The sequence below is a fragment of the Actinomadura bangladeshensis genome, from assembly GCF_004348335.1.
GTDB classification, from domain to species: Bacteria; Actinomycetota; Actinomycetes; order Streptosporangiales; family Streptosporangiaceae; genus Spirillospora; species Spirillospora bangladeshensis.
In genome coordinates, this window is record NZ_SMJW01000010.1 from 14,320 (window position 1) to 41,279 (window position 26,960).

Genomic DNA, 26,960 nt, shown 5'->3' on the forward strand with positions numbered 1-26,960 from the left:
CGGACGGCCCGCGGGAACCTACTCCGAGTAGGGAGAGAAATGACCGTACCCGGCGCTCCCCTTTTCTCCACGGCCGGCGCGACCCTCTGCCGGTGTTTCCGGAAGGCCCCGCATTGCTCCGTCGCACCACCCCCGCCGCATGGCTGGGGGCCTTCGTCCTGCTCCTCCCGTCCCCCTTCGCGGACCGCTCCACCGCGGCCGCCGGCACCGCGCTCGCCGCGGCCGGCGCGACCGGCGCGCGGGTCGTCGCCGAGACGGCCGTCGCGTCCCGCACCGTGGACCTGACCATCGACTCGCCGGCCATGGGCGGCGGCCAGAAGGTCCGCCTCCTGCTCCCCCGCGGCTGGTCGAAGGACGCCCGCCGCACCTGGCCCGCCCTCTGGCTCCTGCACGGCGGCGTGGACGACTACACCGCCTGGACGCGCGACACCGACGTCGCGGAACTCACCGCCCGCAGCGGCGTCATCGTCGTCATGCCGAACGGCGGCCGCTGCGGCAATTACTCCGACTGGTGGAACTACGGGAGCGGCGGCTCCCCGCGCTGGGAGACGTTCCACATGACCGAACTCCGGCGCATTCTCGAGAACGACTACCACGCCGGGACCGACCGTGTCATCGCGGGCAATTCCATGGGCGGCCTCGGCGCCATGCTGTACGCGGCGCGGTTCCCCGGCATGTTCAAGGCCGCCGCCTCGTTCAGCGGGTACGTCGACACGCTCCACGGCCACGAGCCGGGCGACGACTCCACCGGCTGGGGACCGTCCTTCGCCTGCCCCGGCACCGACTGGCGGCGCGTCTGGGGCGACCCCGACGACCAGGCCGCGATCTGGCGCGGGCACAACCCGACCGACATCGCGGGACGGCTGCGCGGCGTCCGGCTCTGGGTGGCGAGCGGCAACGGCAGGGCCGGGCCGCTCGGCGGGCTCCCGTTCACCGACCCGGTGGAGGCCGCCGCCGACGGCAACGCGCACGCGTTCGTGGACCGGCTGCACGCCCTCGGCGTCCCGGTGACCGCCCGGTTCTTCGACGGGCAGCACGACTGGCCGTACTGGCAGCGCGACCTGCACGAGGCGTACCCGATGCTGATGGACACCCTGCGTACCGGGTGACCCGTATACCGGGCGACCCGCGTACCGGGTAGCCCCCGTGCCGGGTAGCTCGCGTGCCGGGCGACCCGCGTGCCGGGCGACCGGCCTGCGCGGCGGCCGGAGGGGTCAGGTCTGCCGGAGCGCGCGCAGGGCGGCCTTCCCTCCGCTCCAGCCGTGCCATTCCAGCAGCAGGACGGTGGCGTCGTCGTCCAGCCGCCCCGCGTGGTGCGCGAGGATGCTGTGGACGAGGCGGCGCAGCGTCTCGGGCGCCGCCAGCCCGTCGGCCTCGTGCTTGATGATGAAGTCGACGAAGCGGCGCAGCCCGAACTCCTGCTTGTCGGGGTCGCGGGCCTCCACGATGCCGTCGGTGTAGAGCAGGACGCGGTCGCCCGGTTCGAGCTGCTCGGTGCACAGCTCGGGCTCGACGCCGAGGCCGGTGCCGAGCGGCGTCCCCGGACGGCACTCCAGCGTGCTCACCCAGCGCCCCTTGCGGATGATGACCGGCGCGGGATGGCCGTAGGAGGCCCAGGACAGGACGCCGGACCGCAGGTCGAGGTCCGTGAGGACGGCCGTCACGAAGCGCCCGCTGGCGTCCTGCTCGGTCAGCACCTCCTCGATCCCCCGCCCGATCCCCGGGATGTCGGCGCCCTGGAGCCGGTACTTGCGGAAGGCCGCGACGGCGAGGGTGGAGGTCAGCCCGGACATGGTGTCGTGGCCCATGGCGTCGAACACCCCGAAGTGCACGGTCTCGCCCGCCAGCGCGTAGTCGAAGGTGTCGCCGCCCAGGTTGTAGGCGGGCTCCAGGGCCGCGCTGATCACCACCTGGTCGTTGGCGAAGGTCAGCGGCGGCAGCAGCCGCCACTGCATCTCCGCCGACACCGTCATGTCGCCCGTGCGCACCAGCCGGGAGTAGGAGTCGCTGTAGGGGCCCTTGCTGACGACGATCAGCGCGACCATCCCGGCCAGGTACTCGGCATCCTCGCGGCACGCCGGGTCGTCCCGCCGGATGGTGACCCTGACCACCCCGATCCGCTCGACGCCGTCGAGGATCGGCACCCAGTACTGGCAGGTGCCGTCCTCGAACGCCTGCCCGATGACCGGTGTCACAGTCTGGTAGACCCGGCCCGCGATGGTGCCCTCGATCTTGATCTCCGGGCTCTCCGCACCGGGGCCGCCGCCGGCGTCCGCGCCCTCGCCGGTCAGCAGGCGCAGCACGTTCTGCTGGAGGTCCACGACGTAGATCACCACGTCGTGCAGCCCGACGTCGGCGGCGTGCCGGGCGGCCGCGCCCGGCAGTTGCTCCATGGACATCAGGTGGCTCTCCGCCACCAGTTCCCTCAGCATCGGCACACCGTCCTCTGCGCCCCCTCACCCGTGTGTCCGCGGATACCTACCCGCCTTCGCCGGTCCCATGAGGCTCCCGGTCCGACGCCGGCCACACGTACGGCAGGTCGTCGGGGACGCCGGGGAACAGGGCTCGGTAGAAGTCCGGGTCCTTGCGGACGAGCGCGGACCGGTGGCTGAGGTGGAACGCCCGGTCGCCCAGCCAGGGCGGCAGGTCCCCCGCGGCGGCGAGGGCCGCCTGCCCTCGCGGGTCCCGCACGCCCCGCGCCCCGGCCAGATCGGCCGCGAGCGTTCCCGCGCAGGTGTCGGCGTGGCCGAGGCCGCACCACCGGTCGCACATCTCCAGGCCGTACCGGACGAGCGCCTCCTCGTACCCGGTCCACATCAGCGCCGCCGGATGGTGCCGCCAGCCGTATCCGGGCACCGTGAGCGCGCGCAGCACCTGGATCGTCTCGACCCGCTGCTTGCCGAGCCTCCGCCGGTCCAGGACCCGGGCCGTTTCGGCGAAATCGGCGTACGGCAGGAAGGTCTGCATGACCGCCCCCTCTCGCTCCCCCCGTGCCTTCCTACCCGCTCGGCGGCCCGGCGGGCGGCGGGTGAGATGGACCACACCGGCGGCGCGGCGCGCTCCGGGCCGGGAACGTTCGAAGGCACAGGTCACGGGCCGGGCTTATCGTTTTCTGACAAACCACGCCGGAAAGGCGCGCCATGAATTCCCGGAAGGACTGTGCTAAAACCCGTCTGAGGTTCGGCGAAGCGGAGGGAACGCTATGGGCGCGGCGGAGGCTCTCGCACAGGTGGCCGACACGGAACGCTATCCGCTGGCCGAGCCGGACGGTGCCGGCTGGAACGCGACGGTCTCCCGGACACGGGACGAACTGGCGAAATCCGGGTGCTGCGTGCTGCCCGACTTCATTCGCCCCGCATTGCGGGACGAGCTGCGCACGGAATGCTCCGAGATCGCGCCGTCCGCCCATTATGACGTCGAAACGGTCAACGCCTACAACATCGATGTCGATACGCCATTGCCGGACGGCCATCCGGGGCGCATCACGGTCGAGCGGGGCAACGCGTTCGTCGCCCGCGACCGCATCCCCGCCGGCGCCATCATCCAGCGGCTCTATTCGAACGGGCTGTTCCAGCGGTTCGTGGCGAGCTGCTTCGGGCTGCCGCGCGTGCACGAGCTGGACGACCCGCTGGCGGGCCTCGTCCTCAACGTCGTCAAGCCCGGCATGGAGCACCCCTGGCACTTCGACACCAACGAGTTCACCGTCAGCCTGCTCACGCAGGAGCCGGACGGCGGCGGCGTCTTCGAGTACTGCCCGAACATCAGGTCGGCGGAGCGGGAGAACTTCGGCGACGTCCGGGACGTGCTGACCGGCCGCGGCGGGCACCTCGTCCGGCGGCTCGCGCTGCGGCCCGGCGACCTGCAGCTGTTCAAGGGGCGGTACTCGCTGCACAGGGTCGGCACGGTCTCGGGGGACACGGCGCGGCACACGGCGATCTTCGCCTACAGCGAGCGCCCGGGGGTCATCGGCAGCGTCGCGCGCACGAGGCAGCTCTTCGGCCGCGTCCTGCCCCAGCACCTGGCGGCGGAGGGGCGCGCCGTCCGGGTGGACCAGCTGCTCGACTAGGAGGCCGGTGTTGCGCGCCGACACGACAGGGAAGATCTCGCTCGACCACATCTACACGCGGCCCGACCCCCGCGCCTACTTCAGCACCCTCCGCGACCTCGACTACAACATCCCGGAACTGGCGAAACCGCACTTCCGGCGGCTCATTGCCCAATACCGGGAAACGACCGGCGTCCCGGTCCCGACCGTGCTGGACATCGGCTGCTCGTACGGCATCAACGCGGCCCTCGTGAAGCACGGCGCGACGATGGCCGAACTGTACGATCGCTACAGCGGCCGCGACGCCCACCGGCAGACCCGCGACACGCTGCTGACCCGCGACCGGGAGCTGATCGATTCCGGTGAACCCGCGAACGGCGTCCGCTTCCTCGGCCTGGACGCCTCCGAAAGCGCCCTTTCCTATGCGCTCGACGCCGGGTTCCTGGACGGCGCCGTCCACGCCGACCTGGAGAACGGCGAACCGACCGGGGAGCAGCGCGGGCAGCTCGCGGCGGTGGACCTGGTCATCTCCACCGGCTGCCTCGGCTATGTCACCGAACGCACCATTTCCCGGATCATCGGCGCGCAGGACGGGCGCCTGCCGTGGATGGCGCATTTCATCCTGCGCATGTTCCCGTTCGACCCCATCGCCGACGTCCTGGACGCCGCCGGATACGAGACCGTCCGCCGCGAGGGTCTGTTCCGGCAGCGGCGGTTCGCGACGGACGAGGAGCAGGCGTCCGTGCTGGACAGCCTCCTGGACATCGGGGTCGACCCGTCCGGCCTGGAGACCGGCGGCTGGTACTACGCGCAGCTCTACGTCTCCCGCCCGCGCGGCTAGCGCGGCGGCGTCAACGCATCGGCAAGCGGTCAACGCATCGACGACACGAGGAACGAAGTGAACGCCAGCGAAGAACTCTCGTCCCGCACCTTCGGCAACGAGGCGGGCCTGCCGCGCGTGCCGCTGCCCACGCTCGACGCGACCTGCGAGCGGTTCATGGAGTGGTGCGGGCCGCTGCTGACCGACGACGAGCGGGCCCGGACCGAGTCGGCGCTCGCCGCGTTCGTCCGCCCGGACGGTCCCGGCCGCCGGCTGCACGCGGCGCTCGAGCGCTACGACACGACCGAGGGCGTGCACAGCTGGCTCGACACGTTCTGGCCGTACCGGTACCTCGGCCGCCGCGACCGGATCGCGCTGAACGCGAACTTCTTCTTCCTGTTCAAGGAGTCGCCCGAGGGGCAGGTGGAGCGCGCCGCCGGGCTCATCGCCGGGGCGCTGGACTACAAGCTGCGGCTGGACGAGGAGCGCGTCCCGCCGGCGGTGCAGCGCGGCCGCCCGCTGTCGATGGTGCAGAACCGGTTCCTGTTCTCCACGACCCGCATCCCCGGCGCCGAGCAGGACACCGTCCGGGCGCCCTACACCGACGCGTGGCCGGGCCCGTCGCAGGCGCGGCACATCGTGGTGTTCTTCCGCGGCAACATGATCCGGATGGACGTGCTGGGCCCGGAGGGGCGCCCGCACAGCCTCGACGAGCTGCAGGCCGGCCTCGGCACGATCATGAAGGCGGAGGCGGCGGCGGAGCCGTCCACCGGGCACCTCACCACCAAGGCCCGCGCCGAGTGGGCGGCGAGCCGCGACGCACTGCTGGCGCTCGGCAACGGCACGGCCCTCGACGACGTCGAGACCGCGCTGTTCTGCGTCTGCCTGGAGGACTTCGCCCCGGCGAGCACCCTGGACGCCTGCGACCACCTGCTGCACGGCGACAGCGGCAACCGCTGGTTCGACAAGGCCGTGTCGTTCGTCGTGTTCGGCGACGGCACCGCCGGGATCAACGTCGAGCACTGCGGCCTGGACGGCACCACGATCCTCAGTTTCGTGGACGCGCTGCTCAGCGCGTCCCCCGGCGAGCTGTCCCGGCGGTCGGGCGCCGCGTCGCAGGGGCTGCCCGCCATCGAGCCGATCGAGTTCGTCCTGGACGAGGCGGTGCGGCGCGACATCGACGACGCCGCCGCCTCCTTCGCCGGCTACGCCGCCGCGACCGCCACGGCGACCGTCTCGTTCGACGACTTCGGCGCCGCCGAGGCCAAGCGCCTGAAGACGTCCCCGGACGCGTTCGTCCAGATGGCCTACCAGCTCGCGCACCGGCGCGCGAAGGGCCTCACCGGCACCACCTACGAGTCGATCGCCACCCGCCAGTACCGGCACGGGCGCACCGAGGCGATGCGCGTCATCACGCCGGAGGTGCTCCGCTTCGCCGAGGTGATGGACGACCCGGCGGCCGGCCCCGAGGCCCGCCGGGACGCCTTCCGCGCCGCCGCCGAGGCGCACGTCCGGCGGGCCAAGGAGTGCCAGGCCGGGCAGGCCCCCGAGCAGCACCTGTGGGAGCTGCAGCTGATCGCCGAGCGGCGCGGCGCCGAACTCGGCGTCACCGGGCCGCTGCCGCTCTTCGAGACGCCGGGCTGGCTGAAGATGCGGGACGACTACCTCAGCACGAGCTCGGCGCCGTCCGCCAACATCCGGTACTTCGGGTTCGGCTCCACCAGCGAGCAGTGCATCGGCGTCGCCTACGTCCTCCTCCCGGACCGCTTCAACGTCTACCTGAGCACCCCGCAGCCGGTCGCCGGGGCCATGTACGCGTTCGCGGACCGGCTGCGCGAGGCCGTCCAGGAGCTGCGCGCCCTCCTGTCCTGAACGGCCCGCTCCGGCGATCGGCGCTCGCCGCACCCGTCAGGTGGCGGCGAGCGCCTCGGTCGGGCTGAGGCGGGCCGCCCGGACCGCCGGGTACAGGCCCGCCACTGCGCCGATCACCAGCGTCGCGGCGACGCCGCCGAGCACCGCCCAGGCCGGGAGCACCACCGGCCAGCCCTGGTAGAGGGCGTACCCGGACGTCACCAGCGCGCCGATGACCGCGCCGCCCGCGCCGCCGAGCGCCGACAGCAGCAGCGACTCGGCGAGGAACTGCGTGCGGATCTGGCCGCGCGTCGCGCCGAGCGAGCGGCGCAGGCCGATCTCCGCGCGGCGCTCCAGCACCGAGATGACCATGGTGTTGGCCACCCCGACGCCGCCGACGAGCAGCGCGACCGCGCCGAGGCCGAGCAGCAGCCCGGTGAACGCCTCGCCCGCCGCCTTCTTCGCGGCGAGGGCGTCGGAGGGGCGCGACACCTCCACCTCGTTCGGCGCCTGCGGGTTCGCGGTGGCGCCGAGCACCGCCCGGACGTCCTCGACGCTCGCGTCCGCGGACCGGGTGTAGATCGTCGTCGGATGGCCGTCGAAGCCGAGGCGGGCCCGCGCCGCCGGCCAGCCGACCAGCGCGGCCGTGTCCAGCTCGGGGGCCAGCGGCACCGGGTCGAGGATGCCGATCACGGTGAACGGCCGGCCGCCGACGAGCACCTGGACGTCGGGGGCGGCGTGGCCGATCCCGAGCCGTTCGGCGGCGGTCGCCCCGAGCACCACCGCCGGGAAGCTCCCGGTCGCGGTGTTCAGCCAGACGCCCCGGCCCAGCTTCGCGCCCGTCGCCTCGCGCAGGTCCGTGCGCGCCGCGTAGGCGGCGATGCCGTTGGTCTGGGTCTCGGGGATCTTGCCGGACCGGTAGACCTTCACCTCGTCCAGCAGCCCGGTCGCCGACACCTGCCGCACGGGGGCGATGCGGGCGACCATCGCCTCCGACTCCAGCGGGAGCTGCGCCTTCCCGCCGGTGAGCGTGCTGCCGGGCGACACCGTCAGCAGGTTGGTGCCGAGCGCGGCGAGGGCGCGGTCCAGGTCGGCCCGCGAGGACGAGGACACGCCGACGACGGCGACCATCGCGGCGATCCCGATCGCGATGCCGAGCGCGGACAGGAACGCCCGCATCGGACGCGTCCGCAGGCCGACCGCGCCGACCTTGAGCACGTCCCCCGGCCACAGCCGCGCGGGCCGCAGCGCCCCCGGCGCAGGCACGGGCGCCGTCCCGGGCGCCGTCCCGGGCGCCGTCCCGGGCGCCGTCACGTCCCCGCCCCCGCGAGCGCGGAGTCGGCGACGACGCGGCCGTCGCGCATCCGGACGCGGCGCGGCAGCGCGGCGGCGATCTCCCGGTCGTGCGTGATGATCACGACGGTGGTACTGGCGGCGTGCAGCTCGCGCAGCAGCGCCATCACCCCGTCCCCGGACGCCGAGTCGAGCGCGCCGGTCGGCTCGTCCGCGAGCAGCAGCGCGGGCTCCCCGGCGACCGCCCGTGCGATCGCGACCCGCTGCCGCTCCCCGCCGGACAGCTCGTGCGGCGCGTGGTCCAGCCGGTGGCCGAGGCCCACCCGCTCCAGCGCCGCGGCGGCCCGCCGGCGCCGCGCCGCCGCGCGCAGGCCCGTGTAGAGGAGCCCGTCCGCGACGTTGTCGAGCGCCCGCGTCCCGGCGGCCAGGTGGAAGTGCTGGAAGACGAACCCGATGCGGGTCGCGCGCAGCGCCGACAGCTTCGCGTCCGGCAGCCGCCCCGCGTCGTGCCCGTCGATGCGGACACTGCCGGACGTCGGGCGGTCCAGCGTGCCGAGGACGTTCAGCATGGTCGACTTCCCCGAGCCGGACGGCCCGACGATCGCGACCAGCTCCCCCGCGCCGATGCGCAGCGACACCCCGTCGAGGGCGCGGACGCCGCCGGGGTACAGCTTCGTCACGTCCTGCAGCTCGATCATTTCGGGACCCCCACGACCGTGCCCTCGGTGATCCCCGCGCCGGAGACCTCCACCTTCCCGTCCGCGAACAGGCCGGTCTCGACCGGGACGTAGGAGGACGCCGCGCCCTTCACGACCTCCACCCCGAAACCGCCCTCGCTCAGCGCGACGAGCGCCGTGACCGGGACGGTCAGCACGCCCTTGCGCTCGCCCGCCGTGAACGTGACGTCGACCGCGGCGAGCGCGTACCGGGCGGCGGCCTTGCGCGCCTTCGCCGAGCGGAGCCAGATCGTCACCTCGACCTTCGTCGTCGGGTCCTGACCCTGCTCCCCCGGCTCGATCACCGTCGTGACCTGGTCGATCTTCGCGGTGACGGTCTCGTTCTCCGGCAGCGTCACGGTGACTGCCGCGCCCTTCCTCGCCATGCGCTGGTCGGCGGTGTCCAGCTCGACCGTGACTGCCTGACCGGTGCCGGTGTAGGCGAGCACCTTCTTGCCGGGTGCGGCCGGGTCGCCCGGATCGGCCTGGACGCTGTCGATCCGGACGGGCCCGTCCGCGAACGCGACCCGTCCGAGGTCGACGATCCCCGTCTCCGCGACACCGATGTCGTCCTGCCATTCCCGGACGGCGTCGGCGGTGTCGGACGTGTACTCGTCGTCCACGGTGAAGCCGCCGTAGCCGAGCGCGCCGAGGTTCTTCTCGAACCGCTTCACGTCCGCCCCCTCCGTGCCGACCCGCAGCGGCCGGTAGGACGGCTTCGACCCGTACATCAGGACGACCGGGTCGCCGTCCACCTCGTACAGCTCGTGGCCCCGGGTGATCTCGTCCCCGCTCTCCGGGAGCCTGGTCAGCGTGCCTCTGAGCTGGCTCGTCACCGCGGACGTGGGGCCGTAGCCGAGCTGCCCGCCCTCGGTCTGCCGGTCGTGGAGCGTCTGCCGCGCCACCTTCGCGGTGCCGGGCGGCAGCGCCTGGGCCGTCCGGCCGCCGGAGCCGCCGCCGCCGAGCGCGGCCACCGCGGCCGTCCCGCCGGCCGCGACCAGCGCGCCGACCGTCAGCGCGACGAGCAGGCGCGACCTCATCGCTTCCCGCCCTGGAAGATCTTCTCGCACTTGTCCTGGGCGGCCTGGAAGTCGGGGTCCCCGGCGACCTTCTGGTCGATCCGGATGCCGCGCTGTCCCGGCTTCGGGTCCGGGAACGCCTCGACCCCGTTCTGCCGCATGCACTCGGCGTGCTCGCGGGCCCGCTCCTCCATCTTCGGGTCGGCGGCGCCGGTCCCGGACTCCATCGGGTTGTACTGGCGGCACGCCTCCATGGCCTTGTCGATGCTCTCCTTGTCGCCCTTGGCCTTGATCTGGACGCCCTGTCCCGGCTTGGGGTCGTCCATCTGCACGCCGTGCTCGCGCATGCACTGGGCGAACTTGACGCCCATGTCGCCCTGATCCGGCTTCTGGCCGCCGGCCGCGCCGGTCCGCTCGGTGCCGCCCGCCGAGGCCACGCCCGGGTCGTCGCCGCCGTCCGAACCGCAGCCGGTCAGCGTCAGCGCCAGCGCGAGGGGCAGCACGGCAAGGATCCGCAGTCGCATGTGTCTTCTCCTCGTCCCCGGCCGGAGCCGTTCCGGCCGGACGGGGAGCGATGCAACCGGGCCGGACGTTTCCCCTTCGTTTCCGCGTCCGGGACGCCGGGTCCTAACGGAGACGAAACACGGCGTCGGCCATCATCACGGGTCATGAGAGTGCTGGTGGTGGAGGACGAGCGGCTGCTCGCGGACGCGATCGCCGAATGGCTGCGGGACGGCGCGCACGCCGTCGACCTCGCCTACGACGGCGCGGCGGCGCTGGAGCGCGTCGGCGTCAACGACTACGACGTGGTCGTCCTGGACCGCGACCTGCCGCTCGTCCACGGCGACGACGTGTGCCGGGAGATCGTCCGGGACGGGACGGCGGCGCGGGTCCTGATGCTGACCGCCGCCGCCGAGGTCACCGACCGGGTCGACGGCCTCGGCATCGGCGCGGACGACTACCTGACCAAGCCGTTCGCGTTCCCCGAGCTGGCCGCCCGCGTGCACGCGCTCGGCCGCCGCTGCCGCCCGGCCGCGCCGCCCGTCCTGCACCGCGCCGGCATCACGCTGGACCCGGCGCGGCGCGAGGTGTTCCGGGACGGGCGCTACGTGCCGCTCGCGAGGAAGGAGTTCGCCGTCCTCGCCGAGCTGCTGCGCGCGGACGGCGCCGTGGTGTCCGCGGAGCAGCTCCTGGAGAAGGTGTGGGACGAGAACGCCGACCCGTTCACCGGCGCCGTCCGGCTCACCGTCCTCAAGCTGCGCCGCAAGCTCGCCGACCCGCCCGTCGTCGAGACCGTCAAGGGAGCGGGGTACCGGATCCCATGAGGCTGTCGCTCCGCGCCCGGCTCACCCTCACCTACGGCGGCCTGTTCCTCGTCGCGGGGGTCGTCCTGCTCGGCGCCACCTACGCCCTGTTCGACCAGCAGCTGTCGCGGTCGGGCACGAAGGTCCTCGCGACCCGGCTGGTCCCCGGCACCACGGCGCAGCCGCCGCGGAGCGTCCCGGACGACCGGGTGATCGCCGACGCCGAGAGCTGGATGACGAAGCAGCGCGCCGAACTGCACGACGCCGCCGTCACCTCGCTCATCACGCAGGGCTCCCTCGCGCTGCTCGTCGTCGGCGGGTCCGCGGCGGGGTTCGGCTGGCTCATCGCCGGCCGGGTCCTCGCGCCGCTGCACCGCGTCACCGACACGGCCCGCCGCATCGCCGGATCGCCCGCCGCCGACCGGGGCCTGCACGAACGCATCGCGCTGCGCGGCCCGCGCGACGAGGTCAAGGAGCTCGCCGACACCTTCGACACGATGGTCGAGCGCCTCGACCGGTCCTTCGACGGGCAGCGCCGCTTCGTCGCCAACGCCTCGCACGAGCTGCGCACCCCGCTGACCCTCGGCCGCGCCCTGGTGGAGGTCGCGATGCACCGCGAGTCGGCGTCCCCGGACGTCCGGCAGCTCGGCGAGACCCTGCTGCAGATCAACGCGCGGCACGAGCGGCTCATCACCGGCCTGCTGCTGCTCGCCCGGTCCGAGAACGAGATCACCGCCCGCGCCCCCGTCGACCTGGCGGACGTCGTCGCCCACGTCACGTCGCAGACCGCCGTCGAGGCCAAGGACGCGGGCATCACCGTCGAGACCGACACGGCCGAGGCCATGACGACGGGTGACGCGCTCCTCCTCGAACGCGTCGTGCAGAACCTGCTGGAGAACGGGCTGCGCCACAACACCGAAGGCGGCCGGGTCATCGTCGTCTGCCGCACCGACGCGGGCCGCGCCGTGCTGGAGGTCGCCAACTCGGGGCCGGCCGTCCCGCCCTACGAGGTGCCGGCCCTGTTCGAGCCGTTCCGCCGCCTGGACGCCGACCGGATCGTCACCGCCAAGGGCGCGGGGCTGGGGCTGTCGATCGTCCAGTCGATCGTCCGGGCGCACGGCGGCACCGTCGCCGCCGTCCCGCGCGAGGAGGGCGGCCTGACGGTCACCGTCACGCTGCCGGGCGGCTAGCCGGGCGGGAAGAGCGCGTCCACGAAAGGGTTGCCGAACTTTCCGGCGGGATCCATGTCGCGGGCCAGCCGGGCGAAGTCGGGTGCGCGCTCGTAGCGGGCGATGACCTCCGCGGCGGGCGCGGTGGCGACCTTGCCCCAGTGCGGCCGGGCGCCCAGCGGGAGGAGCCGCTCTTCCAGCCGGCCCACCACGGGCAGCACCCCGGCGGGGTCGTCGCGCCAGGTGAAGTGGAGGGTCACCGAGTCGCGCCCGTAAGCCGGGCTCAGCCAGAGGTCGTCGCCGCGGACGGTCCGGATCTCGGAGATGTGCAGGACGGGCGCGACCACCCCGGCGAGCGCCCGGACCTCTGCGATGGCCTCGGCCGCCGCCTCCCGCGGCAGGAACCACTCGGACTGGAGCTCCTGCCCGGCGCTCGGCGTCAGCTCCGGCCGGAAGTGCGGCAGGCGCTCGTGCCACGGGCCGGGCGTCCCGAGCTGGACGGTGCAGGCGGCCGGGTCCATGCCGGGCACGGGATGCACCGGGCCGGGCGCGGCGCGCCCGCCGCCCCACCCCGGCGCGGGCCCGTCGCTGCGGCACTTGAGCCACACGGCGGCCTCACCGCTGGTCCAGTCGGTGAACGCGCTGACGCTGTAGGCGGCACCGAAGACCGCATCGAACCGGGCCGCGACGTCGTCGAGCGCGACCCCGGTCCGGACGCTCTGCGCCACCTCGAACGCGGGCTCCACGTCCAGCGTCAGCCGGGTGACGACGCCCAGCGCACCGAGCGCGACGACCGCACCGGGAAAGTCCGCGTCGGCATCCCGCCGGAGTTCGACCAGGTCGCCGTCCGGGCCGACGAGTTCCAGCGCGGCGACGGACGCGGACAGGCACCGCAGCCCGTCCCCGGACCCGTGCGTGCCGGTCGCGCACGACCCGGCGACCGAGATGTGCGGCAGGGAGGCCATGTTCGGCAGGGCGAGCCCGTTCCGGTGCAGCTCCGCGGCGACGTCCGCGTACCGCATCCCGCCCGCGACGGTCACCGCCCGCCGCGCCGCGTCGACCTCCAGGAGCGGCGGCAGCCCGTCCAGCCGGACGAAATCGCCGGCGGTGTCGGCGACGAGGCTGAACGAGTGCCCGCTGCCGAGCGCCCGCACCCGCCGGCGGCCCGCGACGACGCGCCGCAGCTCGTCCACCGACTCCGGCCGATGCGTCCGGACGGCCCCGAAGGCCACGTTCCCGGCCCAGTTGGTGAGACGCGCACGTTGATCCACACCGGCACCGTACTCGTCCCCGGCCCCCCGGGCCGCACCACCGCCACTTGCAGCAGTTCGCGGACGCCGCCCGGAAGACGGGGTCAGTGGTCGTGGGTGATCTTGTCGCCGAGGACGAGGTCGCCGCGGATCTGGACGTCGCCGCTGAAGACGGTGGTCCCCTGGGGGCCGTGGGGGTCGGGTGAGCGGCGGGCGGGCGCGGACGCCGTGCCGGCCAGGTACATCCAGGCCTCGGTGGTCGTCTCCTTGACCTTGAGGGTCACGCGTTCGAAGGCGGCCGCATCCAGGGCGCCGTGCAGGTGGGCCACGTAGGCGTCGTAGACGAACGGCGAGACGATGAAGCCCAGGTCGGCGCCCCTGTCGGCGAGGGCGGCCTTGAGGACGGGGGCCTCCAGGAGGCGGGCCGTCTGGATGATGGCCCGGCCGTTCAGGCCCTCGGCGTCCGGGGTGACGGGGCCGACGTGCAGGGCGACGCGGAGCTGGACGCGGACGGCGGCGCTCGCGCGGTGGTTGTGCCGCCGGAGCGCGACGGCCAGGTGCCCGGCGAGCGGGTCGACGAGGGACGCCGTGGGCACGGCGGGCGAGACGATCACCAGGGCGCCGTCGCCGCGGTCCTCGCGGTAGGTGTCGGCGAGCGGGACGTCCGACGCCTCCAGGGCCGCCAGCAGGATGCCGTAGGTGACGTCCCGGACGACCCGGCGGTCCTCGTCGTCGCGGGACGGGTCCCCGAAGCCGGCGACGTCGCAGAAGAGGACGGAGCAGTTCAGCCCCGACCAGCGCGTCGGGGCGCCGGCGGGCGTGCGGTCGAGTGGGGCGTCCACGGTACGAGTGAACGCCTCCGGCGGCGGGTTGTCCATGTCACCGGGCACAAAGAGCGGGGTATCGGCGATCCGGGCCGGGACGGTCAGGGGCGGGCGGTGCGGCGGCGCAGTTCGCGGGGGCTGACGCCGAAGCGCTGCCGGAACGCGTGGCTGAGGGCGCTGGCGGAGGAGAAGCCGGTCGCGTGGGCGAGGTCGGTGATGGTGACGTTGCGGAAGAGCGGGTCGCGCAGCCGGTCCCGGACGAGCCGGAGCCGCTCCTCGCGGACCAGTTCCCGGGGCGTGGTCCCGGCCCGCTGCAGGGCGAGCTGGATCTGCCGCAGCGACCAGCCGAGGTCCTGCGCCATCGCCGCGCCGGTGAGGCCGGGGTCGGTGGCGTGCTCGCGGACGTACCGGCGCACGACCGCCTCGACCTCGGCGAGGTGGCCGGCCGCGGGCGACCGCCCGGTGCCCGCGAGGAGGAGGCACAGGAGTTCGGTGATCCGGTCGCAGGCGGCGTCGAACTGCGGTTCGGAGAGGGTGCCGCGCTCCTCGCCGACGGCCCGCACCATGTCGGCGACGACGCGGCCGAGGCCCGCGGTCAGGTCGAGGCCGGTCACCGGCCGGGCCGGGAGGTTCAGCCGCTCGTGCGCCGGGATCGTCATGACGAGCGTGCGGGCGGGGCCGCGCTGGACGACCCGCAGCGGCGCGGCCGGCGGGACGAGGCCGCCCGTCCCCGGGCTCAGCCGCGACTCCCGGCCGTCCTGGAGCATGAGCAGCTCGCCGTGCAGCGGCAGGAGGAACCGGTAGGCGCCGCCCGTGCCGACGTGCGCGGCGGCGGGGTGCCCGGTGCGGTCCGTGCCGTACAGGACGAGCCGGTAGGCGCCGTCCGGCCCGCCGAGGTCGTCCACCGCAGGCCCTTCCGCCGGTCCGTGCCCTGCCCGGCACGATGATCGCTTGCGGGCCCGAGCGTAGTACGGTCACCGCCGCCAAATCAGGTGAATCCAGCGGAAAGTAACGCGATTCAGACTGTCGGTGATCTTGCAATGCGCCCGGGCGCAAGTTCCTTGCGCGCGAGCACAAGCACGCCCCCGCGAACCGCCCTACGGTGCCGATTCTGTGGCCTGTTCAGCGCCACTCCCCCCACCGCCCGGCCGTAACGGCCGGTCCACCTCGCCCGAATCCCCTCTGCACCGAGGATCTGATGGAGCAATTCCTCTTGGCGGCGGCGTTCGCCATCGTGGCGGGCGCCGGCATCGCCGCCGGCGTCCTGCTGGCACGCCAGCGGCAGGCGACGGCCGGCCTCCGCGACCAGAACGCCGCGCTCGCCCGCGGCCTCGAGCTGCGCGAGAAGGAGCTGCGGCACCTCGCGGACGTCCGGCTGCCCGAGCTGATGGAGTCCCTCGCCAACCCGGGCGTGCGCGTCACCGGCCCGCTGCACGACCTGGACCGCGAGGCCCCCGCCTACGGGCAGGCGATCCAGACCGTGGTCGACCTGTTCGCCGGGTCCGCCGCGCGCGTCCAGGAGCGCGCCGACCGGTCCGCGAAGTCGACGCTGCGCGCCATGATGCGCGCCGTGCAGAGCCTCGCGAACGAGCAGCAACTCGCCATCTCGCACATGCAGGAGCGCCACGACGACCCGGACGTGCTGGAGGGCCTGCTGCGCATCGACCACATGAACGCCCAGCTCGGACGGCGCGCGCAGGCGACCGCCGTGCTGTGCGGGTCATGGCCGGGGCAGCAGCGCTCGGCGTCCTCGCTGACCGACGTGGTGCGCGGCGCCACCTCCCGCATCCGCGACTACCTGCGCGTCAACCTGGAGGGGTCGCTGAACAGCGCGGTGACGAGCCGGGCCGTCGAGCCCGTCGTGCTGACGCTCGCCGAACTCCTCGACAACGCCGCGCGGCACTCCCGCCCCGACACCGCCGTCGAGGTCAACTTCCGGTCCGCGCACAACGGCGTCGCGATCACGATCGACGACGCGGGCGTCGCGATGGACGCCGACGAGCTGCAGCGCGCCGCCGACCTGCTGTCCGGGGACGCCTCGGTGGACATCCACCGGCTCGGCGACCCGCCCCGCGTCGGGTTCGCGGTCGCGGGCGTGCTCGCCGCCCGGTACGGGTTCCGGGTGTCGGTCGACAGCCAGTCCCCCTACGGCGGCGTGCGGGCCGTGGTGTTCGTGCCGAGCGCGCTGCTGACCGCCGTCCCGGACGGCCGCGCGCCCGAAGCGGCGGCCGCGTCCCGCGCGGTGGAGGCCGTCGCCGCCGAGTCGACGCCCGGCGGGCTGCCCAAGCGGAGCCGCGTCGCCGTCGCCGAACGTCCGGCCGAGCCCGCCGCGTCCGCGGCGGCCGCCGAGCCCGCCGCACCCGCCGCCGGGGACGAGCCGCCGGCCCGCCCGGCGCGGGAGACCGCCGCCGGCCTCGGCGCCTGGCAGCGCGGGACGCGGTCCGGCCGCGCCTCGGCGCCGGGCGGCGAGGACACCGACAGCAAGGAGCCGCGGCCATGAACTCCGCGGTCGACGACAAGGGGTGGAACGGCTCGATGGACGACGGTACGAACCGGCTCGGCTGGATGCTGGACGACGCGCTCCGAATGCCGGAGACCCGCTACGCGATCCTGCTGTCGGCCGACGGGCTGCTGATGGCGCACTCCGAGGGGATCAGCCGGGACGAGGCGGAGCGGCAGGCCGCCGGGATGGCGGGCCTGCAGTCGCTCGCCCGCAGCACCGCCGAGTTCTGCGGGGACCCCGGCACCACCTGGCGGCAGACCGTCAACGAGTTCGACGACGGCTACGTGTTCCTCGTCGCCGCCGGCCCCGGCGCCTACCTGGCGGTGTCGGCGACGCAGCGCGTCGACATGGAGGCCGTGTCGTTCCGGCTCCAGGAACTCGTCCAGCGGCTGGGCAAGGAGCTGACCAGCCCGCCGCGCCCCGGTGCGGGCAGTCCCGCATGACCCCGCGCCGGAACGAGCGCGCGCTGGTGCGCCCGCACGTCGTCACCGGCGGCCGCGCGCACCCGACCCGCAACGTGTTCGACCTCGTGACCCTCGTCATCGCCACCGGCGACCTGCCGCGCACGGGCCTGTCCCCCGAGAAGCTCCGCATCCTCGCGCTGTGCCGGGGCGGCGCGCTGTCGGTCGTCGAGATCGCCGGGCACCTGAGCCTGCCCGTGGGGGTCGTCAAGGTGCTGCTGTCCGACCTCGTCGACGGCGGGCACCTCACCACGCGGGCCGTCGCGCCCGCCGCCCAGCAGTCCAAGGCCCGGCTCCTTCAGGAGGTGCTCGATGGACTCCGCGCCAGCCTCTGAGACGTCCCGCTCCGACTCGCGCTACGTGCGCGCCAGCGTCCGGACGGCCGTCAAGATCCTCATCGTGGGCCACTTCGCCGTCGGCAAGACCACCTACGTCGGGACGCTCTCGGAGATCCGCCCGCTGCGCACCGAGGAGCGGATGACGCAGGCCGGGGCGACCGTCGACGACCTCGCCGGCATCCGCGACAAGACGACCACCACCGTCGCGATGGACTTCGGCCGCCTCACCCTCAGCGACGACCTCGTCCTGTACCTGTTCGGCGCGCCCGGCCAGCAGCGCTTCACCCGCCTCTGGGACGACCTGGCGCGCGGCGCGCTCGGCGCGCTGGTCCTCGTGGACACCGCGCGGCTCAAGGAGTCGTTCGACGTCATGGACCTCGTGGAGAAGCAGGGCCTGCCGTACGCGGTCGCCGTCAACCACTTCGACGGCTCCCCCGTCTTCCCTGCCGACGAGGTCCGCGAGGCGCTCGACCTCGCACCCGGGACGCCGCTGGTCACCTGCGACGCCCGCGACCGCAGGTCGTCGACCCAGGCGCTGATCTCGCTCGTCGACCACCTCCTCACCCTCGATCGGGAATCCGCATGACCGAACCGCAGCGCTTCCCCCTGTACGGCCCCGAGTACGCGCGCGACCCGGCCGCCGCCTACGCGGCGATGCGCGCGCACGGCGACCTCGTGCCCGTCGAGCTGTCCCCCGGCGTGCCGGCGACGCTGGTCATCGGGTACGAGGCGGCACTGGAGATCCTCCGCGACCCGGACACGTTCCCGCGCTGCAGCGAGGTGTGGGAGGAGGAGGTCGGCCCGAGCTGCCCGGTGCTGCCGATGATGATGTCGCGGCCCAACGCGCTGTTCACCAACGGGCCCGTCCACGCCCGGCTCCGGTCGGTGATCGTCGACAGCCTGGACCGGGTCGACCCGGCGACGCTGCGCGAGCACGTCCAGCGGAGCTCGGACACCCTCATCGACCGGTTCGCCGCCGACGGCAAGGCCGACCTGATCGGCCAGTACGCGCGGACGCTGCCGCTGCTGGTGTTCAACGAGATGTTCGGCTGCCCCCGCGACATCGGCGACAAGCTCGTCCGCGGCATGAGCGCCCTCTTCGACGCCGAGGGCGCCGCGGAGGGCAACGCGCTGCTCGCCGAGGCCACCGGCGAGCTCGTCGCGCACAAGCGGCGGGCGCCGGGCGCGGACGTGACGTCGTGGATGATGCGGCACCCGGCCGGACTCGACGACATGGAGATGGCGCACCAGCTCACGCTGCTCGTCGGCGCGGGCACCGAACCGGAGCAGAACCTCATCGCCAACGGCATCCTGCTGCTGCTGTCGGACGACCGGTTCGGCGGCGACCTGTCCGGCGGCAGCATGCCCGTCGAGGACGCCCTGGACGAGATCCTCTGGATCGACCCGCCGATGGCCAACTACGGGACGACGTTCCCCCGCCAGGACATCGACTTCCACGGGTACACGCTGCCCGCCCACCAGCCCGTCCTGATCAGCTATGCGGGCGCGAACACCGACCCGTCCCGGGCGACCCCCGACCGGAAGGGCAACCGGGCGCACCTGTCCTACGCGGGCGGGCCGCACACCTGCCCGGCCAAGAGCCACTCCCGGCTGATCGCGTCCGCCGCCATCGAGGTGCTCCTCGACCGGCTGCCCGACCTGGACCTCGCCGTCCCGCGGGAGGCGCTGGAGTGGCGGCCGGGCCCGTTCCACCGCGCCCTGGTCGCCCTCCCCGTCACGTTCCCGCCGGCCGGGACCCGGTACTGACCGACCCGTCCGCCGCCGCGCGCAGCGCGCCGATCACGGCGGTCAGCTGGGTGACCAGACCCGCCACGCTGGTCTGGTCGGCCCCGTTGACAGTGACGGCGCGCAGCTCGTCCGGCTTGGGGAGCCGCGCCATGATCTCCGGGAGCGAGGCGATGAGCCGCGCCTGGAGCGCCGCGGGCGTCCGGTCGTTCTCCAGCGCGGCGGCCGCCGCCTCCCGCTCCAGGTCCAGCAGCGCCTGCTCGTGCCGGGACCGGGCCCGGGACTCGGCGAGCGCCAGCTCGCCCTCGAGGCGGAGCCGGGCGAGCTCGTGGTCGCGCTCGATCCGCAGCCGCCCGGTCTCGGCCTCCTCCGCGTGCCGCTCCCGCTCCATCCGCAGCGCGTGCCGCGTCGTCTCGGTCTCCAGCTCGGCGACCTCGCGGGCGTCGTCGTGCTCGCGCCGGGTGCGGCGCAGCTTCTCGGCCGCCTCGGCCTCGAACAGCCGCGCATCGCCCGCGGCGCGCAGCTCGGCCAGCTCGCGCTCGTGGTCGAGCCGCTGCGACTCCTTGGTCCGCGCGGCCGCCATCTCCCGCTGCCCGACGACCTCCTCGGCCTCCAGCTCGGCCAGCCGCGCGACCTGCCCCTGCTGGGCGCGGTAGGGCTTCTGCAGGTTCTCCCACAGCCGGGACGAGCTGACCACGGCCTCCTTGATCTGGACGGTGACGATCCGCAGCCCGAGGCCCTGGTCGCTGTTGTCCTCGCCCTCGGCGACCGCGCGCAGCCGGGCCGTCAGCTCCTCGATGATGGGCTGCTTGTCGCTGAGGACGTCCCGCACGCCCATCGTGGAGACCTTGTCCTTGATCGCCGCCTCGGCCTGCTCACGGAGCTGCAGGTTCACCAGCCGCATCGGGTCGTCGGCGTCGCCGAAGTCGAGCTTGCGGTAGGCGGTCCCGAAGTCCTGGATGATCCACTGCACGTAGCCCTGGACGAGCACGCCCTGCAGCTCCCGGCAGATGCAGTACGCGTTGATCAGGATCGTCTGCGTCGCGCCCGGCACCACGATGAACGAGTCGGTGGACGGGTTGAACCGGAACGACACCCCGAGCCCGATGTGCAGCGGCTCGGCGCGCCCGCGCCGGGTGTGCACGACGAACGCGTTCGGCGGGACGAGCACGTTCTTCCACCGCCAGAACCCGGTGATGCGCACGTCGACGGGACCGGGCCCGGTACCGTCGCCCGCGCCGCGGCCGAGGGCGCGCTCGCGCTTGGCGAGCGGGCCGGGCGGCGGCGGGACGGCGCCCGGCGCACCCGGCACCGGCATCGGCGCGCGCCTGCCCTTGAGATCGTCCTCCAGCACCGCCTGCTGCGCGACGACCTGCTCCAGATACGTGTTGCTCCCCGGCTGCTGGGCGCTCATCTCGCTCCTCGGCGCGATCACGGGGCCGGGCGGACCGGCCGGAACGGGAGGCCGCCTCGGCGGTCGGTCCCGGTGCGAGATGCGGCTTGGCGGCCACAGTAATGAACTTTCCACCGGGTTGTACGCGTATTTCGACGCGTGACGACACACGAGGCGACCCCGGCTCGGCCCCCGGCCCGGACCGACCGGGCGATGCTCGTCATCGGGGCCGCGGCGTCGGCGCTGGTCGTGCTCGCACTCGCCGTGCGGCTCGGCGGCGCGTTCAGCGGGAGCGCGACCCCCGGGCTGTCGCAGGCGGGCGCGCTGACCAAGACCGGCCTGTCGGTCGCCGAGCTCGGCGGGGACGTCGCGGCCGTCCTCACGGTCGGCTGGCTGCTGGTCGCGGCCGTGTTCGTGCCGGGGACGTCCGCGATCGGCCGGCGCTGCCTGCGCGCCGCCTCGCTGACCGCGCTGGCGTGGGCGCTGTGCACGCTCGCGCTGATCCTGTTCACCGCCCTCGACCTGTTCGGGATCGGGCCCGCGGGCCTCACCGGCGACATGATGCGGACGCTCCTCATCGAGCTGCCGCAGGGGCGGGCGCTGCTCCTCGTCCTCGCCGCCGCGGTCGCGCTGGCGGTCGCGGCGGGCCTGCCGCGCGCGGCGAGCGGCGCCGGGTACCTGCTCGCCGGCGCGCTCGCCGCGATGCTGCCGCCGCTGTTCACCGGGCACGCCGCGAACGCCTCGAACCACGCACTCGCCGTCTACAGCCTCGCCGCCCACGTGCTGGGCGTCGCGCTGTGGGTCGGCGGGCTCGTCGCCCTGGTCACCGTCGCGCCGGACGTCCGCGACGGGCTCCCCCGGGGCGCCGGGCACTCCTCCCCGGACGCCGATCGGCACGGCCTCGCGCGGATCGTCGAGCGGTACAGCTCCCTCGCCCTCGTCGCGTTCGCGGTCGTCGGGGCCAGCGGCGCGGTGAACGCCTGGGTGCGGCTCGGCGGCGTCCACCTCGGGTCGCGGTACGGGATGCTCGTCGTGGCGAAGGGCGTGGCGCTCACCGCGCTCGGCGTGCTGGGGTGGCGGCACCGCCGCGCCACGATCCCCGCCCTGCGGGACGGGACGGGCCGGCGCCCGTTCCTCCGCCTCGGCACGGCCGAGGTCCTGGTGATGACGGCGACGATGGCGCTCGCGACCGGGCTGTCCCGCACACCGCCGCCGGAGAACGCCCCCGGGACCCTCGACATCACCGCGCTGCGGCTCGGGTTCCCGATGCCCGGCCCCGCCGGGATCGGACCGTACCTGGCCGACTGGTGGATCGACCCGCTGTTCCTCGTGCTGATCGTCACCGGCGCCGTCCTGTACGCAGTGGGCATCGCGCGCGTCCGGGACTGGCCGTGGACGCGGACCGCGGCCTGGGCGGGCGGTCTGCTCGCCCTGCTGCTCGCCACCGCGAGCGGGATCTCCCGCTACAGCATGGTCCTGTTCAGCGCCCATGCCGTCCAGCACGTCCTCGTCGGGCTCGTCGCCCCTCTGCTGCTGCTCTACGGGGCCCCGGTGAGGCTGGCGCTCACGGCGATGCGCGGCGAGGGCCGGGCGCTGCTCGCCGCCGCGGCCGGCGGCCGGGGCCTGCGCGCACTGGCCAACCCGGTCGCCGCATCGGCGCTGCTGCTGCTCAGCCTCTACGGGTGGTACGTGTCACCGCTGTTCCCGCCGTCGCTCGGCAACCACGCCCTGCACTCGCTGGCGATGGTCGCCTTCCTCGCCATCGGGCTCGCCTACTTCCACGGGACGGCCCGGACGCTCGTCCCGCTCGCGGTGCTCCCGCTGCACGCGGCCGCCGGGGTCGCGCTCATGCGGGACGGGACCGTCCTCGGCGGCTGGTACGAGACCCTCGGCCGCCGCTGGGGCGCGTCGCCCCTGGACGACCAGCGCCTCGGCGCGCTCCTGCTGTGGACGGCCGCGGCCGCGATCACCGCCGCGCCCGCGGCCGGCCGCTACTGGCGGAGCCGCCGGTCCACGACGCGGCTGAGCGCCTCCACGACCGCCGGGTCGTACTCGGCGGCCGAGTCGAGCCGCAGCCGCTCCAGCACGGCGGCGCCCCGGTCGCGGTCGGAGGAGTCGCCGACCAGGTCGTCGTAGGCGTTCGCGACCTTGATGATGCGGCCGGCGAGCGGCGGCGGGATCGGCCGGTCGGCCGCGCCGCCGGCGGGCTCGCGGCCCGTCCGGTACGGGTGCGAGGACAGCTGCACGATGTAGGCGACCCGGTCCAGCACGCCGGTCTGCTTGATCACCTCGGCGCCCAGCTCGGCGATGCGGCGCTGCTCCACCGGGGACGCCAGCACGGTCGCGCCGCCCGGGATCGGGTCGCCGAGCGACAGCTGCCCGATGTCGTGCATCAGCGCCGCGTACTCCAGTTCGAGCAGCTCCTCCTCGGACATGCCGAGCTCGCGGCCCATCGCGACCGCGAGCCGGGCGACCCGCCGCGAGTGGCCCGCCTCCACGTAGCCGCCCACCTCGGTGACCCGCGACAGCGCCCGGACGGTCTCCAGGTAGGTGGCGCGGATCCCGGCGTACCGGCGGAACGCGAACTGCGTCACCAGGATCGGCACCGTGAAGATCAGCAGCGCGGCCTCGCCCATCGCGGTCGTCGCGACTGCGATCAGCATGGCGGTCGCGCTGGTCGCGGCGCACAGCGCCATCTTCGCGTCGATCTCGTCGCGCAGCGCGATGCCGAACCGGGCCCGGACGGTCTCCGCCCGGATCATCGCGGCGATCAGCACGTCGGTGAAGCAGGACGCGATCACGACGACGCCCATCACCGCCAGCAGCAGGTACCAGGCGAGGTCGAGGCCGAGCATCGGCCGGAAGCACAGCGCGATCACCGCGACGGTGAACAGCCGGCGCGCCATCGCGTCCGGCCGCGGCGTCCGGCCGACCGCGATGTGCGGCAGCGAGCCGACCAGCATGCCGACCGCGGTGACCGCGACGACCTGCAGCGCGGAGTGCTCGGCCGGGACGACGCCGAGCGGCGCGTCCGGCGCCGCTCCCTCGGGGCCGACGCCGACCAGCAGCGCGTACCCCATCGCGCCCGCGCTGGCGATCGGCGCGACCTCCCGGTTGCCCGGCATCACCATGCGGAACAGCTCGCCGAGCGCGATCAGCACGCCGAAGATGAGCGCGACGTTGGGCTGGTACAGGCCGACGGCCGCGACCTGCGTGATCGCGACGACGACGAACAGCCCGGCGGTCGCGATCAGCAGCAGCTGGCCGGAGTCGATGGTCTGCCACGCGGCCCGCTCGCGGGCGGGGATACGGCCGGTCGTCACTGGTGCCGCACCTCGTCGCCGCCGGTGACGCGCAGCGGCGCGCTCGGGTCGTCGTGGTCCTGCCGGGTGGTCTCGACGACGTCGTCGTCGGGCAGGACGACGGGGTCGGGCGGCTCCCAGCCGTCCCGGTCGAGCGCCCGCAGGAACGCCTCGACCATCTCCGGGTCGAAGTGGTCGCCCATCCCGCGGCGCAGTTCTGCCACGGCCTCCTCGATGCTGCGGGCCGCCCGGTAGGAGCGCGTCGAGGTCATCGAGTCGAACGCGTCCGCCACCGAGATGACCCGGGCGAACTCGGGGATCTCGTCCCCGGCGAGGCCCATCGGGTAGCCGCGGCCGTTCATCTTCTCGTGGTGGTGCATGATCCCGGCGAGCGCCTCGTCCAGGAACCCGATCTCGCGGACGATCTCCAGCCCGCGCATCGGGTGCAGCTGGATCGCGGCGAACTCCTCCTCGGTCATCGGCCCGTCCTTCTGCAGCACCTTGGTGGGGACGCCGAGCTTGCCGACGTCGTGCAGCATCCCGGCGTAGCGGATCGCCTCCACCCGGTCGGCGCGCATCCCGATCTCCCGCGCGATCATCACCGATCCCCGGGAGACCCGCTCGGAGTGGCCGCGGGTGTAGAAGTCCTTGGTCTCGACGGCCTGGCACAGCGCGGCGAGGGTGGCGGCGTGCGCCTGCTGCTGCGCGTACGCCTGGTCCATCGCCCAGCGGGCGATGAACAGCGGGAGCAGGACGAGCACGGCGGCGAACGGCCCGACCCGCGGCCACAGCCCGGCGATCAGCAGGCCGACCATGCCGTAGCCGAGGCAGCCGACGGCGAGCTGGCCGCTCTCGTGCAGCAGCTCGCGCGGCGCGGCCTGCCGGCTGAGCAGCAGCACCCCGGCCATCAGCGTCAGGTTGACCAGGACGAAGGTGACCAGCGCGCCGAGGAACGGTCCGATGACGTGCTCCACCCAGCGGGCCTGCTCGGGGTGGAAGCGGGCGCCGCCGAGCAGGTCGAAGACCGTCCCGGCGATGAACCCGCTGAGCGCGAACTGCGCGCCGTTGAAGACCCGCTTGACCGGGGCGAAGAACCGCTGCCCGGTGATGACCGCGACGAGGCCGAGCAGCGCGGCCCCGACCGGGCCGAGCAGCACCACCGAGGCGAGGCTGGCGGCGAAGCTCAGCGACACCCGGGCGCGGGTGATGTTCAGCCGCGCCGGCGCCGAGTCGCAGATCAGGAACAGCAGGGCCAGGACGGCCAGCTTGCTCCAGTCCAGCTCCGCGAAGGACGACGTCGCGACGAGGCCGGCCGCGAGGGCCACCACACCGCAGACGTACGCCCAGGCAGCGAGAGGTAGTCCACGCATTGCCGCCCCTCGGGGAGTGACGAGATGGCGGGCCGCCGCCGGGGTGCCGAGTGCCTGCCGGCACCTAGACCCAGGACACGCCCTTGGTCAGCATCAGCGACGACGCCGCGGCGCTCGGGCGCCCGCCGTGTCCTGCCGGCGACACACGCTTGAGCATGGCTCCTTGCCTCCCCCCGCCGAACCGGGTCGTCCCGGCCTCGCGGGCCGGCCTCCATCCGGGGCCGGGCGCGGGCCCGGCTTCCCGGGCGAGCACCTACCCCGAATTGCCTCGGTGCGCACGTGCTCTCGTCGCTGATTTCGGCACAAGCCTAACGCGAACTGCCCAGGTCACACACGTGTGAAGGAAAAACTGAGCAAAGCGTGAACTGATCGTCACCATAGGTGATCAATTGCCCGGGTGAATGCACTCAACGTAAGCGCACAATCCGAGTGCACACCAGAATGCACGTGCATCGGCGAATGTGCCGGCCACCGGTCCTTTTCCACCCCGGCCGGCCGCCGCGGTGCGATGGACCACTCTTCTCGGATGAAAAAGACTCACCTCTAGGAAATGGCCACAATACGACAACCCCGCGTTTTGGGGTATGCAGCCGAATTCAGCCGTACCGGCGGCCGGCGTCAGCGGGACGCCGCGTGCCGCTCGCGCGCCCACGCGACGGTCTCGGCGAGCCCCTCCGCGAGGCCGACCGCCGGTTCCCAGCCGAGCGCCTCCGCCGTCGCCCGCGGGTCGACGGCCATCGCGGGCAGGTCGCCCAGCCGCGGCGGCGCGAACTCCGGGTCGTCGGGCGCGCCCGCCGCCTCGGCGACCAGCGTGTGCAGGTCCCGGTCGGTGGTCTGCAGCCCGGTGCCCACGTTGAGGCGGCGGCCGCCGCCCGCCTCCCCCGCCGCGCGGGCGAAGGCGTCCACCACGTCCAGGACGTAGACGTAGTCGCGGGTCTGGGTGCCGTCGCCGTAGACCTTCGTCGGGCGGCCGGACAGCAGCGCGTCGGTGAAGATCGAGACGACGCCGGCCTCGCCCTCGGGCGTCTGCCGCGGCCCGTAGACGTTCGCCAGCGTCAGCGTCGTGAAGTCGATGCCGTGCAGCTGCCGGTACATCCCGGCGTAGACCTCGCCGGAGACCTTCGAGGCCGCGTACGGCGACGCGGGGCGCAACTCGGCGTCCGCCGGGACGGGCAGCGCGTCCGGCACCCCGTAGACCGCGCAGCTGGAGGTGAACACGACCTTGCGCCCGCCGGCCGCGCGCGCCGCCTCCAGCACGTTCGCGGTGCCGAGCACGTTGATCCGGGCGTCGGCCAGCGGGTCGGACACGCTGGCGCGGACGCTGACCTGCGCGGCCAAGTGGCAGATCACCTCGGGGCGGCGCACCGCGGCCCGCTCGGCCAGCGCGGGGTCGGCGACGTCCATCTCCCACAGCTCCACGCCGGGGCGGACGTTGCGGCCGGACGACAGGTCGTCCACGCCGATGACCTCGTGGCCGTCCGCGACGAGGCGGTCGGTCAGATGGGACCCGATGAACCCGGCCGCGCCGGTGACGAGTGCGAGCACCCGCAGCACGA

24 protein-coding genes and 1 pseudogene are annotated in these 26,960 nt (G+C 74.0%); 12 read left to right on the forward strand and 13 right to left on the reverse strand.

Annotation, left to right across the window (positions count from 1 at the left end):
- Window positions 1-113: 113 nt before the first annotated feature.
- Window positions 114-1,109 carry an alpha/beta hydrolase gene (locus tag E1284_RS03780; RefSeq protein ID WP_131937065.1) on the forward strand — a complete coding sequence of 332 codons (996 nt, stop codon included), beginning with the start codon at window positions 114-116 and terminating at the stop codon, window positions 1,107-1,109.
- Window positions 1,110-1,214: 105 nt separating this feature from the next.
- On the opposite strand, the gene E1284_RS03785 is transcribed toward E1284_RS03780, so the two are convergent.
- Window positions 1,215-2,432 carry a PP2C family protein-serine/threonine phosphatase gene (locus E1284_RS03785; RefSeq protein WP_131937067.1) on the reverse strand — a complete coding sequence of 406 codons (1,218 nt, stop codon included), beginning with the start codon at window positions 2,430-2,432 and terminating at the stop codon, window positions 1,215-1,217.
- A gap of 46 nt (window positions 2,433-2,478) precedes the next feature.
- The gene (locus tag E1284_RS03790) at window positions 2,479-2,967 is read right to left on the reverse strand and encodes an MSMEG_6728 family protein (protein ID WP_131937069.1); all 489 of its coding nucleotides are present in this window, start codon (window positions 2,965-2,967) and stop codon (window positions 2,479-2,481) included.
- Window positions 2,968-3,229: 262 nt separating this feature from the next.
- On the opposite strand from E1284_RS03790, the gene E1284_RS03795 reads away from it, so the two are divergent.
- The 3 genes from E1284_RS03795 to E1284_RS03805 are packed head-to-tail and all read left to right on the forward strand — an operon-like array spanning window position 3,230 to window position 6,737.
- Window positions 3,230-4,066, forward strand: coding sequence for a HalD/BesD family halogenase (locus E1284_RS03795; protein ID WP_243714231.1), 837 nt, complete (start codon window positions 3,230-3,232; stop codon window positions 4,064-4,066).
- Window positions 4,067-4,076: 10 nt separating this feature from the next.
- Window positions 4,077-4,886, forward strand: coding sequence for a class I SAM-dependent methyltransferase (locus E1284_RS03800; RefSeq protein ID WP_131937073.1), 810 nt, complete (start codon window positions 4,077-4,079; stop codon window positions 4,884-4,886).
- 57 nt (window positions 4,887-4,943) lie between these two features.
- A complete protein-coding gene (locus E1284_RS03805; RefSeq protein ID WP_131937075.1) occupies window positions 4,944-6,737 on the forward strand; it encodes a choline/carnitine O-acyltransferase in 1,794 nt (597 codons plus the stop codon).
- Window positions 6,738-6,773: 36 nt separating this feature from the next.
- Here the strand turns inward: E1284_RS03805 and E1284_RS03810 are convergent, their stop codons facing one another.
- From E1284_RS03810 to E1284_RS03825, 4 genes are read right to left on the reverse strand one after another with little or no spacing between them, the layout of a single operon-like run.
- The gene (locus E1284_RS03810) at window positions 6,774-7,982 is read right to left on the reverse strand and encodes an ABC transporter permease (RefSeq protein ID WP_131937077.1); all 1,209 of its coding nucleotides are present in this window, start codon (window positions 7,980-7,982) and stop codon (window positions 6,774-6,776) included.
- Between the two features lie 44 nt (window positions 7,983-8,026).
- Complete coding sequence (locus tag E1284_RS03815) at window positions 8,027-8,707, reverse strand: ABC transporter ATP-binding protein (RefSeq protein ID WP_131937079.1); 681 nt, start codon at window positions 8,705-8,707, stop codon at window positions 8,027-8,029.
- Window positions 8,704-9,765, reverse strand: a complete 1,062-nt coding sequence (locus E1284_RS03820) for a peptidoglycan-binding protein (RefSeq protein ID WP_131937081.1) — start codon at window positions 9,763-9,765, stop codon at window positions 8,704-8,706. Before E1284_RS03820 ends, E1284_RS03815 begins: the two co-directional genes overlap by 4 nt.
- Entirely contained in the window at window positions 9,762-10,268 is a 507-nt protein-coding gene (locus E1284_RS03825; RefSeq protein WP_131937083.1) for a hypothetical protein, read from the reverse strand. The genes E1284_RS03820 and E1284_RS03825 overlap by 4 nt, the downstream gene beginning before the upstream one ends.
- A gap of 144 nt (window positions 10,269-10,412) precedes the next feature.
- Here E1284_RS03825 and E1284_RS03830 point away from each other — a divergent pair, with 144 nt between their 5' ends.
- Together E1284_RS03830 and E1284_RS03835 are read left to right on the forward strand one after the other, a co-directional pair.
- The gene (locus tag E1284_RS03830) at window positions 10,413-11,069 is read left to right on the forward strand and encodes a response regulator transcription factor (protein ID WP_131937085.1); all 657 of its coding nucleotides are present in this window, start codon (window positions 10,413-10,415) and stop codon (window positions 11,067-11,069) included.
- The gene (locus tag E1284_RS03835) at window positions 11,066-12,238 is read left to right on the forward strand and encodes a sensor histidine kinase (protein ID WP_131937087.1); all 1,173 of its coding nucleotides are present in this window, start codon (window positions 11,066-11,068) and stop codon (window positions 12,236-12,238) included. Before E1284_RS03830 ends, E1284_RS03835 begins: the two co-directional genes overlap by 4 nt.
- On the opposite strand, the gene E1284_RS03840 is transcribed toward E1284_RS03835, so the two are convergent.
- The 3 genes from E1284_RS03840 to E1284_RS03850 all read right to left on the reverse strand — a co-directional run bounded on the left by E1284_RS03840 (window position 12,235) and on the right by E1284_RS03850 (window position 15,196).
- Window positions 12,235-13,488 carry an FAD-binding protein gene (locus E1284_RS03840; RefSeq protein ID WP_131937089.1) on the reverse strand — a complete coding sequence of 418 codons (1,254 nt, stop codon included), beginning with the start codon at window positions 13,486-13,488 and terminating at the stop codon, window positions 12,235-12,237. The two genes, E1284_RS03835 and E1284_RS03840, sit on opposite strands and share 4 nt — an antisense overlap.
- Window positions 13,489-13,571: 83 nt before the next feature.
- Entirely contained in the window at window positions 13,572-14,357 is a 786-nt protein-coding gene (locus E1284_RS03845; RefSeq protein WP_131937091.1) for a nucleotidyl cyclase domain-containing protein, read from the reverse strand.
- 35 nt (window positions 14,358-14,392) lie between these two features.
- Complete coding sequence (locus tag E1284_RS03850; RefSeq protein WP_243714232.1) at window positions 14,393-15,196, reverse strand: AraC family transcriptional regulator; 804 nt, start codon at window positions 15,194-15,196, stop codon at window positions 14,393-14,395.
- 293 nt (window positions 15,197-15,489) lie between these two features.
- Here E1284_RS03850 and E1284_RS03855 point away from each other — a divergent pair, with 293 nt between their 5' ends.
- From E1284_RS03855 to E1284_RS03875, 5 genes are read left to right on the forward strand one after another with little or no spacing between them, the layout of a single operon-like run.
- Window positions 15,490-16,791, forward strand: a complete 1,302-nt coding sequence (locus E1284_RS03855; RefSeq protein WP_131937093.1) for an ATP-binding protein — start codon at window positions 15,490-15,492, stop codon at window positions 16,789-16,791.
- Window positions 16,788-17,237: a roadblock/LC7 domain-containing protein gene (locus tag E1284_RS03860; RefSeq protein WP_243714233.1), complete on the forward strand. Its 450-nt coding sequence runs from the start codon at window positions 16,788-16,790 to the stop codon at window positions 17,235-17,237. The genes E1284_RS03855 and E1284_RS03860 overlap by 4 nt, the downstream gene beginning before the upstream one ends.
- Window positions 17,234-17,590: a DUF742 domain-containing protein gene (locus tag E1284_RS03865; protein ID WP_131937095.1), complete on the forward strand. Its 357-nt coding sequence runs from the start codon at window positions 17,234-17,236 to the stop codon at window positions 17,588-17,590. Before E1284_RS03860 ends, E1284_RS03865 begins: the two co-directional genes overlap by 4 nt.
- A complete protein-coding gene (locus E1284_RS03870; protein ID WP_131937097.1) occupies window positions 17,568-18,179 on the forward strand; it encodes a GTP-binding protein in 612 nt (203 codons plus the stop codon). Before E1284_RS03865 ends, E1284_RS03870 begins: the two co-directional genes overlap by 23 nt.
- A complete protein-coding gene (locus E1284_RS03875) occupies window positions 18,176-19,360 on the forward strand; it encodes a cytochrome P450 (protein ID WP_131937099.1) in 1,185 nt (394 codons plus the stop codon). Before E1284_RS03870 ends, E1284_RS03875 begins: the two co-directional genes overlap by 4 nt.
- On the opposite strand, the gene E1284_RS03880 is transcribed toward E1284_RS03875, so the two are convergent.
- On the reverse strand, window positions 19,329-20,753 hold the full coding sequence (locus E1284_RS03880; RefSeq protein WP_131937101.1) for an SPFH domain-containing protein: 1,425 nt from the start codon (window positions 20,751-20,753) through the stop codon (window positions 19,329-19,331). The two genes, E1284_RS03875 and E1284_RS03880, sit on opposite strands and share 32 nt — an antisense overlap.
- A 681-nt stretch (window positions 20,754-21,434) precedes the next feature.
- Between E1284_RS03880 and E1284_RS42890 the strand changes: the two are divergent.
- A pseudogene (locus E1284_RS42890) lies at window positions 21,435-22,673 on the forward strand (bifunctional copper resistance protein CopD/cytochrome c oxidase assembly protein); the annotation flags it as partial.
- Window positions 22,674-22,723: 50 nt separating this feature from the next.
- On the opposite strand, the gene E1284_RS42895 reads toward E1284_RS42890, so the two are convergent.
- From E1284_RS42895 to E1284_RS03900, 3 genes are all read right to left on the reverse strand, one after another.
- Window positions 22,724-24,055, reverse strand: coding sequence for an HD-GYP domain-containing protein (locus E1284_RS42895; RefSeq protein ID WP_131937105.1), 1,332 nt, complete (start codon window positions 24,053-24,055; stop codon window positions 22,724-22,726).
- Window positions 24,052-25,404 (reverse strand): HD-GYP domain-containing protein, encoded by a 1,353-nt coding sequence (locus E1284_RS03895; protein ID WP_131937107.1) that lies wholly within the window; start codon window positions 25,402-25,404, stop codon window positions 24,052-24,054. The genes E1284_RS42895 and E1284_RS03895 overlap by 4 nt, the downstream gene beginning before the upstream one ends.
- A 618-nt stretch (window positions 25,405-26,022) precedes the next feature.
- Window positions 26,023-26,949: an NAD-dependent epimerase/dehydratase family protein gene (locus E1284_RS03900; RefSeq protein ID WP_131937109.1), complete on the reverse strand. Its 927-nt coding sequence runs from the start codon at window positions 26,947-26,949 to the stop codon at window positions 26,023-26,025.
- Window positions 26,950-26,960: the final 11 nt, after the last annotated feature.

Coding starts and splice junctions, on each gene's coding strand:
- E1284_RS03835 (WP_131937087.1), top strand. CDS start 11,066: ATGAGGCTGTCGCTCCGCGCCCGGCTCACCCTCACCTACGGCGGCCTG.
- E1284_RS03785 (WP_131937067.1), bottom strand. CDS start 2,432: ATGCTGAGGGAACTGGTGGCGGAGAGCCACCTGATGTCCATGGAGCAA.
- E1284_RS03880 (WP_131937101.1), bottom strand. CDS start 20,753: ATGAGCGCCCAGCAGCCGGGGAGCAACACGTATCTGGAGCAGGTCGTC.
- E1284_RS03865 (WP_131937095.1), top strand. CDS start 17,234: ATGACCCCGCGCCGGAACGAGCGCGCGCTGGTGCGCCCGCACGTCGTC.
- E1284_RS03790 (WP_131937069.1), bottom strand. CDS start 2,967: ATGCAGACCTTCCTGCCGTACGCCGATTTCGCCGAAACGGCCCGGGTC.
- E1284_RS03815 (WP_131937079.1), bottom strand. CDS start 8,707: ATGATCGAGCTGCAGGACGTGACGAAGCTGTACCCCGGCGGCGTCCGC.
- E1284_RS03875 (WP_131937099.1), top strand. CDS start 18,176: ATGACCGAACCGCAGCGCTTCCCCCTGTACGGCCCCGAGTACGCGCGC.
- E1284_RS03870 (WP_131937097.1), top strand. CDS start 17,568: ATGGACTCCGCGCCAGCCTCTGAGACGTCCCGCTCCGACTCGCGCTAC.
- E1284_RS03855 (WP_131937093.1), top strand. CDS start 15,490: ATGGAGCAATTCCTCTTGGCGGCGGCGTTCGCCATCGTGGCGGGCGCC.
- E1284_RS03895 (WP_131937107.1), bottom strand. CDS start 25,404: ATGCGTGGACTACCTCTCGCTGCCTGGGCGTACGTCTGCGGTGTGGTG.
- E1284_RS03860 (WP_243714233.1), top strand. CDS start 16,788: ATGAACTCCGCGGTCGACGACAAGGGGTGGAACGGCTCGATGGACGAC.
- E1284_RS03825 (WP_131937083.1), bottom strand. CDS start 10,268: ATGCGACTGCGGATCCTTGCCGTGCTGCCCCTCGCGCTGGCGCTGACG.
- E1284_RS03820 (WP_131937081.1), bottom strand. CDS start 9,765: ATGAGGTCGCGCCTGCTCGTCGCGCTGACGGTCGGCGCGCTGGTCGCG.
- E1284_RS03830 (WP_131937085.1), top strand. CDS start 10,413: ATGAGAGTGCTGGTGGTGGAGGACGAGCGGCTGCTCGCGGACGCGATC.